Raw genomic sequence first — 10062 nt, 5'->3', positions numbered from 1 at the left:
ACCAACCAACCAACCAACCAACCAACCAACCAACCAACCAACCAACCAACCAACCAACCAACCAACCAACCAACCAACCAACCAACCTGCAAACCTGCAAACCCGGCCCCGGCTAATCCGTTATCAGCATCCCAACTTGTGTCTCTGCATTGCTGGCCACCCTGTGATAACAAGAGCACGCCTCATCACCTCGTCTCCCCTACCCGCAACGCAATTGCCCTTACGGGCAGATGTGAACAGTCAACGCCATCTAAAGAGCTGAACGCGTGATAAACAGGATAAGCGGAGCCGCGCCATCGCCACACAGCAGAGCGCCGAATAGCGTACGTACGGGCTAACCGACCCGCAGGGGCCGTGCAATGACCATCAACTGAGAAAACGAAAGAGGAATGAGTAGAGAGCGCTGTTGCAGCGGCGGATCACCTGACTCGTCAGCAGTTGCCCCGATGCAAGGATAAAAAAATGGCAGCCATCTGGCTGCCATCGGGAGAGCACGATTCAGCGATCAGAGGGTCGCAGCAACTTCATCGGAGATGGAGCCGTTGTGATACACCTCTTGCACGTCGTCCAGATCTTCCAGCATGTCGATCAGACGCATCAGCTTGGGCGCAGTTTCAGCATCCAGCTCGGCTTCGGTCGAGGGGATCATGGTCACTTCGGCGCTCTCGGCCTTGAAGCCGGCGGCTTCCAGCCCATCCAGCACGGTGCCGAAGTCGTTCGGGGTGGTATACACCTCGATGGAGCCATCCTCTTCGGTGACCACGTCATCGGCGCCCGCTTCCAGTGCCGCATCCATCAGGGCATCTTCGTCAACGCCCACGAAGGTCAGCAGGCCTTTCTTGCTGAACAGATAGGCGACGGAGCCGTCGGTGCCCAGGTTACCACCGCACTTGCTGAAGGCGTGACGCACTTCGGCAACGGTACGGTTGCGGTTGTCGGTCAGGCACTCCACCATCACGGCAGAGCCAGCCGGGCCGTAACCTTCGTACACGATGGTCTCGAGCTGTTCGCCATCGCCACCACCGGCGCCACGCTGGATGGCACGGTTGATGGTGTCGCGGGTCATGTTGTTGGTCAGGGCGGCAGTCACCGCAGCACGCAGACGCGGGTTGTTGGCCGGATCCGGGTCACCAAGACGCGCGGAAGTGGTGATTTCGCGGATCAGTTTGGTGAAGATCTTGCCACGCTTGGCGTCCTGAGCGGCCTTGCGGTGTTTGATGTTGGCCCATTTACTGTGACCTGCCATAGAGACTCTCCGTTATTTTTTAAATGTCAGTAACACTGGTCATGACTAACCCAAGGGAAACACGGAGGCCGCACGGCGGCGGCCTCCGGTGCCGGTATCGGCTTACTCGTCGCCCTTGACGGTGGTTGCAATCGCCAGCTCACCCAGTTGGGCTGCGTTGGCAAGGCTGGGGGCGTCTGTCATCAGACAGGCAGCCGCGGTCGTTTTCGGGAAGGCAATCACGTCCCGAATGTTTTCGGTGCCGGTCAGCAGCATGCTGAGACGGTCCAGACCAAAGGCCAGACCGGCGTGCGGCGGGGTACCGTACTTCAGGGCATCCAGCAGGAAGCCGAACTTCAGGCGCTGCTCGGCCGGAGTAATACCCAGAATGTCGAACACGGTGGACTGCATTTCGCTGTTGTGGATACGGACAGAACCGCCACCCACTTCGTAACCGTTGATCACCATGTCGTAAGCGTTGGCGTAAGCCGCCACCGGGTTGGCTTTCAGCTCGGCCGGGCCCATGTTGCTCGGGGCGGTGAACGGGTGGTGCATGGCAGCCAGACCGCCTTCGCCATCTTCCTCGAACATCGGGAAGTCGATGACCCACAGTGGCTTCCAGCTGTTCTCCAGCAGACCCAGATCGCGGCCCACTTTCAGGCGCAGGGCGCCCATGGCATCGCAGACCACTTTCTTGCTGTCCGCGCCGAAGAAGATGATGTCGCCGTCAGCTGCACCGGTACGGGCCAGGATCTCGCGCACGATCTCGTCGGAGAGGAACTTGGCAACCGGAGACTGTACCCCTTCGAGGCCGTTGGCGGCTTCGTTGACCTTCATCCAGGCCAAGCCCTTGGCACCGTAGATACCGACAAACTTGGTGTACTCGTCGATCTGCTTGCGGGAGAGCTCGGCGCCGCCCGGGACTTTCAGGGCTGCCACGCGGCCTTTCGGATCGTTGGCAGGACCCGCGAACACGGCGAACTCGACGGCGGTCAGCAGATCTGCCACATCGACCAGCTCCATCGGCAGACGCAGGTCCGGCTTGTCGGAGCCGAAGCGACGCATCGCTTCGTCGAAGGTCATGATCGGGAAGTCGCCCAGATCCACATTCAGGATGTGCATCCACAGTTTACGGATCATCTCTTCCATGATCTCACGCACTTGCGGCGCGGTCATGAAGGAGGTCTCCACGTCGATCTGGGTGAATTCCGGCTGGCGGTCGGCACGCAAGTCTTCGTCACGGAAGCACTTGACGATCTGGTAGTAACGGTCGAAGCCGGACATCATCAGCAACTGCTTGAACAGCTGCGGAGATTGCGGCAAGGCGTAGAACTTGCCCTTGTGCACGCGGCTCGGCACCAGATAGTCACGGGCACCTTCCGGGGTGGCCTTGGTCAGCATCGGGGTCTCGATATCGAGGAAGCCGTGCTCGTCCATGAAGCGGCGTACAAAGGCGCTGGCCTTGGCACGGGTCTTCAGGTACTTGGCCATCTCGGGGCGACGCAGATCCAGGTAGCGATACTTGAGGCTGATCTCTTCGCTGTTGACCTGGTTGAAGTCAAGGGGCAGCGGCTCGGCACGGTTGATGATGTTGAGTTCGTGGGCGAACACTTCGATGGCGCCAGTGGCCATGTCGCTGTTGCGCTGGGAGTCCGGACGGGTACGCACCACACCGGTCACCTGGATGCAGAACTCACCGCGCAGTTCGGAGGCCAGCGCAAACGCGTCCGGCTTGTCCGGATCGAAGAACACCTGAACGATCCCTTCCCGGTCGCGCATATCGATAAAGATCAGACCGCCGAGATCACGACGACGATGAACCCAACCGCACAATGTAATGGTCTGCCCTGCATGGGCCTCATTGACCTGTCCGCAATAGATAGAGCGCATGGACTTCTTCCTTCGAAATTGTAGAGAGACGGTTAACCTTGGGCCGCCGGGCACGACTGGCAAGCACCGTCTGTCTCACAGCTGGCCAGATTCTTTTTCTTACCCGGTTTGAAATCAGTCTCGTACCATCCGGTTCCCTTGAGCCGGAAGCCTGCCGCCGATATCAGCTTGACCAGATTCGGCTTGCTACAGGCCGGACAGTCGGTCAGAGGGGCATCGGAAAGCTTTTGCAGTTTTGCCAATTCATGGCCACAGACGTCGCAACGATATTCGTAGATAGGCATGGGTCACAAGAAATTGAAAAACAAAAGGGCTGGCATTATAGAGGAAAACCCCCTTTTGGGTAAAATGGCCAGCAGCCTCCTTTCGCCAGTTTTTTGCACTCGATGGCAAAAAGCGGGCAAAAAATCGGCACGAATGCACCAAGAGCGAAGAGAATAGCCACCATGAGCCTCTATTTGGGCCTGCCACAGTGGTCCCACCCCAGCTGGCCCGGCCAGTTGCTGGGCCTTGGCGCCAAGCCTGCCGAACACCTCGCCCACTACGCCACCGTGTTCAATTCGGTGGAGGGTAACACCACCTTCTACGCCCTGCCGACACCGAACACGGTACAGCGCTGGGCCGATGCGGTGCCCGCTCACTTTCGTTTCAACTTCAAGTTTCCGCAAACCATCAGTCACCAGAGCGATTTGGTGAGAGCAGATAAACAAGTGACCGACTTTATCCAGCTGCTCGCCCCGCTGCACGACAAGCTGGGGCTGCTCACCCTGCAGTTGCCAGCCCGTTTCGGGCCGGAAGGACTGGCCAGACTGACGGCCTTTCTCGAGCGGCTGCCGCGGGCATTTCGTTACGCCCTCGAGGTGCGTCACCCCGACTTCTTCGCCAAGGGGGAGGCCGAGCGGGCATTGAACCGGCTGCTGATAGAACAAGGGGTCAACCGGGTGATGCTCGATAGCCGCCCGCTCTTCTCGGTGCCAGCAACCACGGCAGCCCTTGTCGATGCCCAGGGCAAGAAGCCGCGCCTGCCGGTGCATCTGCTGGCCACCGCCAGTGCCCCCATGGTGCGCTTTATCGGCCTGCCGGATCCGGCGACCAATCACCCCTTCCTGCCGAGCTGGCTCCCCCACTGGCGTCAGTGGCTCGCGGAGGGGAAAGATCTCTACCTCTATATACATACTGCCGACAACGCCCAGGCGCCGGAATTGGCCCGCCAGATCACCCGCTTGCTGGAGCAGGAGATGGCCCCCTGGCCGGGGGAAAACGATCGCGCGCGTCAGGGAGTGCTGCGCTTTTAGCCAACCCATTCTGCGGCCATCGTTTCGCTGCAAAAAAAGCGCTTTTTTGTGGCGAGGCAAGCCCTGGCGTCAAGACAAACGGCCATCAATCCTCTACACTACCGCCCCAAGTAAGGGTCCGGAACATGGCCCGTACGAACAGGACAGGTCCAAAGGATTTCATGACCAGCCACCCCGTTCGTAAACAGATGATTGACCTACTCTGATGGGTGTCATCCAACGACTCAATTGAACAATACAGCCGGGTGATGTCCCGACTGTCAGGTTGCGCCAGCATGCAGACCAAAGACCAAATTTTTGCCGCCCCGATCGCCCGATTGGGCGACTTCTGTTTTGACGAACAGGTCGTCGACGTATTTCCCGATATGATCCAGCGCTCGGTGCCGGGTTACAGCAACATCATCTCCGCCATCGGCATGATGGCCGCCCGCTACGCCCAGCCCGAGAGCCGACTCTATGATCTGGGCTGTTCACTGGGCGCCGCCACCCAGGCGATGCGTCGCCATATCAGCCAGCCCGGTTGCCGCATCACCGCGGTGGATCTCTCCCACCCGATGATCGAGCGTGCCCGCGCCCACCTCTCCGGTTTCAAATCCGAGGTGCCGGTGGAGCTGGTAGAGGCGGATATCTGCGACATCGAGATCGAGAACGCCTCCGTGGTGGTGCTCAACTTCACCCTGCAATTTGTCGAGCCCGAAAAGCGTGCAGCCCTGATCCAGCGCATTCACGATGGTCTGCGCCCTGGCGGGATCCTGATCCTGAGCGAGAAGTTCCGCTTTGAAGATGAACCGATCAACGAGCTGCTTATCGAGCTGCACCTCGACTTCAAGCGCGCCAACGGTTACAGCGAGCTGGAGATCAGCCAGAAACGCACTGCCCTTGAGAACGTGATGCGCACCGACAGCCTGGAGACCCACCGTGCCCGCCTGCGGGATGCCGGTTTCACCCATCAGGATCTCTGGTTCCAGTGCTTCAACTTCGGCTCCATGATTGCCATCAAATCCAGCGACGCCCAGCCATGATCGACTTTGCCAATTTCTATCAACTGATTGCCAAAAACCGGCTGAGCCACTGGCTGCATACCCTGCCCGCCCAGCTGCACGCCTGGCAACATGACAACCAGCATGGCGATCTGCCGCGCTGGAATCGCGCCCTCAACAAGCTGCCGGTGGTCTCCCCCGGCAACATCGAGCTGAAAAGCCGGGTCGAGATTGGCTCGGCCGAGAGCCTTGGCGAAGGGGAGCGCAAGAAGGTCGAGAGCCTGCTGCGCCATTTCATGCCCTGGCGCAAGGGGCCATTCACCGTGCACGGCATCCACATCGATACCGAGTGGCGTTCTGACTGGAAGTGGGATCGGGTGCTACCCCATATCAGCCCGCTGGCAGGGCGCTACGTGCTGGATGTGGGTTGCGGCAGCGGTTACCACCTCTGGCGCATGGTCGGTGAAGGGGCCAAGCTGGCAGTCGGCATCGACCCGAGCCCGCTGTTCCTCTGCCAGTTCGAGGCCATTCGCCACTTCGCAGGCAATGATCAGCGCGCCCACCTGTTGCCGCTCGGTATTCAGGAGCTGCCGGAGCTGCGCGCCTTTGACACCGTCTTCTCCATGGGGGTGCTCTATCACCGCAAATCACCCATCGAGCACATCGAACAACTGCGCAATCAATTGAAAGACGATGGCGAGCTGGTGCTGGAGACCCTGGTGATCGATGGTGGCGTCAACGACGTGCTGGTGCCCACCGACCGTTACGGCAAGATGCGCAACGTCTGGTTTATTCCCTCCAGTGCCGCCCTCAAGCTGTGGGTCGAGCGCTGCGGCTTCACCGACGTGCGGATAGTAGACGAGAATATGACCAGCACCGACGAACAGCGTCGTACCGACTGGATGATTAATGAATCCCTGAGTGACTATCTGGATCCAGACAATCCGGCACTCACGGTAGAAGGACACCCGGCGCCGAAACGTGCCGTACTGATTGCCCGCAAGGCCAAAGACTAGCCGGTGGCGCTTGTGGAAGTTACACTGACCCCATTCCAGGAAGCACAGTTAAATGAATGACATGAAAAGCAAATTAAAAGGAATGACCCTGCTCTCCCTGCTTAGTCTCGGCGGGTGTGTCAATATGGAAAAAGCGCCTCAGGTTCCAGCTCTGACGCTGGCCGAGCTTCGTAGCGAGCTGAGCCAGAGCGAGCAGCGCCTGCAAACATCCATGGAACAGCAACAGAAGCAGTATGTGCAGCAACAGCACCTGCTGGTTCAGCTCAACACAGATGTCACCAATATGAAAGAGTCCGTCAAGCAAGTAGACCACAAGCTCGCCACCCTCCCGTCCGAGCCACCCAAGCCGATGGCCATCCCCACCGAGAAGTGCCCGGCCCCCAATCAGGGTCACACCATCGATGGCAAGCTGATGGTCGGTGAAGCAGAGTGGATCTGGGTTGATGCCGCCAACGACGCCTTCCAGGCGCGGGTCGATACCGGTGCGACCACCTCCTCCATCAGTGCGCAGGAGATCACCATTTTCGAGCGCAACGGCAAAAACTGGGTTCGCTTCTTCCTGAGCCATCAGGATGTGGACGACAAGATCCAGATCGAAGCGCCGCTGGTACGTCACGTGCGGGTGCGTCAGGCCTCTGCCGATGATCTCGACCGCCGTCCGGTGGTGCGTCTGGCCGTGCGCATTGGCGACATGACCGAGAAAGCCGAATTTACCCTGAAAGACCGTAGCGACATGACCTTCCCTGTGCTGCTGGGTCGCGAATTTTTGAAAGACATCGCCGTGGTTGATGTGGCCCGCGAATATATCCAACCCAAACCCAAGCTCAAGGATGTGAAATAATCCATGGTTTCCCGTAAGCCGTTCTATTTGCTGGTAGCCCTGCTGTACATTGTCGGCCTGGGGATGACGATCTATCACCATATCGCGTTGGATGTGCCGCTGACGCCCGGTGAAAAGCGCCAGATCTGGTCCATCGAAGCCAAGCTGGAGTTCGAGGCGACCGGTGATCCGGTGATCGCCTCCCTGGCCATTCCGGGCACCCAGCCCGGTTTCACCCTGATGAACGAGAACGCCGCCAGCCCCGGCTACGGCCTCTCCTTTGTCGAGAAAGATGGCGATGCCCGCGCCGAGTGGTCCATCCGCACCGCGTCCGGCCGTCAGGAGCTCTACTACCGCGTCGACATGATGGCGGATGCCCATGCCAAACCGGCCGCCAATCCGCAGCCGCCCGCCATCGAGAAGCAGATCGAGAGTGAGCCTTATGCCACCGCGATGAAGCAGATCCTCGAGCGGGCGCAGGAGCGCTCTGCCGACGGCTATACCCTGACGCGCGAGATCATCAAGGAGATCGAGAAGCAGGAGCAGAACGCCGAGCTGCTGAAAAAGCACAAGAGCCGCGCCAACCTGATCGCCGAGCTGCTCAACAATGCTGACGTGCCGACCCGCGTGGTGCATGCCCTGAATCTGGAAGATGGCCGCCGTCGTCAAGAGTTGGTGGATTACCTGCAGGTATTCAACAGCCCGACCGACTACAAGCTGTTCAACCCGCAAACCGGTGAACAGGGCCGTCCGGCCAACCTGCTGCTGTGGGAATACAATTCCGGCGCCCTGCTGGACGTGACCGGTGGTCACAACTCCCGTGTCAGCTTCTCGATGATCGAGCAGGAGCAGCCGGTGAGCGTGGCACTGGCGCAGAAGTTTGAAAAATCAGAGATGATGAACTTCTCCATCCACAGCCTGCCGCTGGAAGAGCAGACCCTGTTCAAGGGCTTGCTGCTGATCCCGATCGGCGTGCTGATGGTGGTGTTCCTGCGGGTTCTGGTGGGGATCAAGACCTCCGGTACCTTTATGCCGGTGCTGATCGCGGTCGCCTTTATCCAGACCTCGCTGGTCACCGGTCTCATCGGCTTCCTGCTGATCGTCGGTACCGGTCTGGTTATCCGTTCCTATCTGTCGCGGCTTAACCTGCTGCTGGTCGCCCGAATATCGGCCATCATCATCATGGTTATCTCGATGATCGGTATCTTCTCCGCATTCGCCTTCAAGCTGGGGCTGACCGACGGGATGAAAATCACCTTCTTCCCGATGATCATCCTTTCCTGGACCATCGAGCGGATGTCCATCCTGTGGGAAGAAGAGGGTCCGAAAGAGGTGTTCCGCCAGGGTGGTGGCTCTCTGCTGGTTGCCGTCATCGCCTATCTGGCCATGGATAACGAGCTGATCCGTCACCTCACCTTCAACTTCCTCGGTCTGCAGCTGGTGCTGATGGCGACCGTGCTGTTGATGGGTAACTACACCGGCTACAAGCTGAGCGAACTGAAGCGCTTCAAGCCGCTGGTGGACGAGATGAAATCTGGCGTCACCCCGGGTAAGGACAAGTAACCGATGTGGTTCTGGGAAAAATACACCACCCCGTGGAGCCTGTCCCAATCAGGCATCCTCGGCATGAACAAGCGCAACCACTCCTACATCAGCCGCTACAATCCGCGCAGCCTCTATCCGCTGGTGGATGACAAGCTGCAGACCAAGCGGATTGCGCTGGATGCAGGGGTCACCGTGCCGGAGCTTATCGGCACCATCCGTGCCCAGCACGACGTGGGTCGCATCACCGAGCTGGTAAAAGATTGGCCGGGCTTCTGCATCAAGCCGGCCCGTGGCTCGGGCGGCAAGGGGATCCTGGTGATCCTGCGTCAGGAAAATGGCCTCTTCTACAAGCCCAATGGCAGCGCCTCTACCGGTCAGGATCTGGAGCGCCATGTTTCCAACATTCTGGCGGGGCTCTATTCGCTCGGCGGCAAGCCGGACGTAGCGCTGGTCGAAGGCCTCATCAACTTTGATGATGTGTTCGACGGCTACTCCTTCGAAGGGGTACCCGATGCCCGGGTCATCATCTTCAAGGGGTTCCCGGTGATGGCAATGATGCGCCTCTCCACCGCCGCCTCGGACGGCAAGGCGAACCTGCACCAGGGCGCCGTGGGGGTGGGTTTGTGCCTGCGTACCGGTCGTGCCCTGCGGGCGGTGCAGTTTGGCAATCCGCTGCGCCATCATCCGGATACCGGCCTCGATCTCTATGAGCTCAAGGTGCCCCACTGGGATACCCTGCTCACCCTGGCTGCCTCCTGCTACGAGATGTCGGGTCTGGGTTATATCGGTACCGACATGGTGCTGGACAAGTTCCGCGGCCCCATGCTGCTGGAGCTCAACGCCCGTCCCGGTCTTGCCATCCAGATCGCCAACGGTCGCGGCCTGGTGCCCAATCTCAAGACCATCGAGAAGCTGGGCCAGGTGAAGATGAACGTGGAGCAGCGGGTCAATTTCGCCAAGGATCACTTCGGGATCTTTGAGGAATAATGCCTCCGCTTGTGAACTGAGCGCGCCCATGGCGCGCTTTTTTTATGGCTGTTGTTTATCTGTCGGCACTCCCGTTCCCAATCATAGGGTCAGCATCTCATCCCGAAACGACGAGTACGCCAGCGAACGGCAGCTTGGAATAGCGTGGAGCGAAGGAGCGAAGGAGCGAAGGAGCGAGAAGAGTGTGACCGCTATGTCAGGGGATAGGTAAATCGCAGGTATAAAAAAAGGCGCTGTCCCAATTACGTGTTGAAAGGCTAATCTTGAAGTAGGCCATCACCTTGAGGTCTACCATCATGGATAC

General features: G+C 59.2%; 10 protein-coding genes. 7 read left to right on the top strand and 3 right to left on the bottom strand.

What is annotated here, in order from left to right; genetic code table 11:
- The coding region (locus BSP75_RS22115) for a PT domain-containing protein (RefSeq protein WP_362858446.1) at positions 1 to 116 on the top strand (116 nt) is incomplete at its 5' end.
- A gap of 389 nt (positions 117 to 505) precedes the next feature.
- Here BSP75_RS22115 and BSP75_RS02150 read toward each other — a convergent pair.
- The 3 genes from BSP75_RS02150 to BSP75_RS02140 form a co-directional block, all read right to left on the bottom strand.
- Complete coding sequence (locus tag BSP75_RS02150; protein ID WP_033137210.1) at positions 506 to 1246, bottom strand: YebC/PmpR family DNA-binding transcriptional regulator; 741 nt, start codon at positions 1244 to 1246, stop codon at positions 506 to 508.
- Positions 1247 to 1348: 102 nt separating this feature from the next.
- Positions 1349 to 3115, bottom strand: a complete 1767-nt coding sequence (gene aspS / locus BSP75_RS02145) for an aspartate--tRNA ligase (protein WP_075112055.1) — start codon at positions 3113 to 3115, stop codon at positions 1349 to 1351.
- Between the two features lie 32 nt (positions 3116 to 3147).
- The gene (locus tag BSP75_RS02140) at positions 3148 to 3399 is read right to left on the bottom strand and encodes a zinc ribbon domain-containing protein (protein ID WP_005337686.1); all 252 of its coding nucleotides are present in this window, start codon (positions 3397 to 3399) and stop codon (positions 3148 to 3150) included.
- 162 nt (positions 3400 to 3561) lie between these two features.
- Between BSP75_RS02140 and BSP75_RS02135 the strand changes: the two genes are divergently transcribed.
- The 6 genes from BSP75_RS02135 to BSP75_RS02110 all read left to right on the top strand — a co-directional run bounded on the left by BSP75_RS02135 (position 3562) and on the right by BSP75_RS02110 (position 9758).
- Positions 3562 to 4410 (top strand): DUF72 domain-containing protein, encoded by an 849-nt coding sequence (locus BSP75_RS02135; protein WP_075112054.1) that lies wholly within the window; start codon positions 3562 to 3564, stop codon positions 4408 to 4410.
- 275 nt (positions 4411 to 4685) lie between these two features.
- The gene (gene cmoA / locus BSP75_RS02130) at positions 4686 to 5432 is read left to right on the top strand and encodes a carboxy-S-adenosyl-L-methionine synthase CmoA (RefSeq protein ID WP_075112053.1); all 747 of its coding nucleotides are present in this window, start codon (positions 4686 to 4688) and stop codon (positions 5430 to 5432) included.
- Positions 5429 to 6406, top strand: a complete 978-nt coding sequence (gene cmoB / locus BSP75_RS02125) for a tRNA 5-methoxyuridine(34)/uridine 5-oxyacetic acid(34) synthase CmoB (protein WP_075112052.1) — start codon at positions 5429 to 5431, stop codon at positions 6404 to 6406. Before cmoA ends, cmoB begins: the two co-directional genes overlap by 4 nt.
- 52 nt (positions 6407 to 6458) lie before the next feature.
- Positions 6459 to 7247: an ATP-dependent zinc protease gene (locus BSP75_RS02120; protein ID WP_040067873.1), complete on the top strand. Its 789-nt coding sequence runs from the start codon at positions 6459 to 6461 to the stop codon at positions 7245 to 7247.
- Positions 7248 to 7250: 3 nt separating this feature from the next.
- Positions 7251 to 8789 (top strand): inactive transglutaminase family protein, encoded by a 1539-nt coding sequence (locus BSP75_RS02115; protein ID WP_040067874.1) that lies wholly within the window; start codon positions 7251 to 7253, stop codon positions 8787 to 8789.
- Between the two features lie 3 nt (positions 8790 to 8792).
- Positions 8793 to 9758, top strand: a complete 966-nt coding sequence (locus BSP75_RS02110) for an alpha-L-glutamate ligase-like protein (protein WP_040067876.1) — start codon at positions 8793 to 8795, stop codon at positions 9756 to 9758.
- The last annotated feature ends 304 nt before the right edge of the window (positions 9759 to 10062 follow it).

Source organism: Aeromonas sp. YN13HZO-058, from assembly GCF_001921245.1.
In the GTDB taxonomy this organism is placed as follows: Bacteria; Pseudomonadota; Gammaproteobacteria; order Enterobacterales; family Aeromonadaceae; genus Aeromonas; species Aeromonas allosaccharophila.
Note: the sequence above shows the minus strand (reverse complement) of the source record. Positions and strands in the feature narration are given on the sequence as shown.

Coding starts and splice junctions, on each gene's coding strand:
- BSP75_RS02150 (WP_033137210.1), bottom strand. CDS start 1,246: ATGGCAGGTCACAGTAAATGGGCCAACATCAAACACCGCAAGGCCGCT.
- aspS (WP_075112055.1), bottom strand. CDS start 3,115: ATGCGCTCTATCTATTGCGGACAGGTCAATGAGGCCCATGCAGGGCAG.
- BSP75_RS02140 (WP_005337686.1), bottom strand. CDS start 3,399: ATGCCTATCTACGAATATCGTTGCGACGTCTGTGGCCATGAATTGGCA.
- BSP75_RS02135 (WP_075112054.1), top strand. CDS start 3,562: ATGAGCCTCTATTTGGGCCTGCCACAGTGGTCCCACCCCAGCTGGCCC.
- cmoA (WP_075112053.1), top strand. CDS start 4,686: ATGCAGACCAAAGACCAAATTTTTGCCGCCCCGATCGCCCGATTGGGC.
- cmoB (WP_075112052.1), top strand. CDS start 5,429: ATGATCGACTTTGCCAATTTCTATCAACTGATTGCCAAAAACCGGCTG.
- BSP75_RS02120 (WP_040067873.1), top strand. CDS start 6,459: ATGAATGACATGAAAAGCAAATTAAAAGGAATGACCCTGCTCTCCCTG.
- BSP75_RS02115 (WP_040067874.1), top strand. CDS start 7,251: ATGGTTTCCCGTAAGCCGTTCTATTTGCTGGTAGCCCTGCTGTACATT.
- BSP75_RS02110 (WP_040067876.1), top strand. CDS start 8,793: ATGTGGTTCTGGGAAAAATACACCACCCCGTGGAGCCTGTCCCAATCA.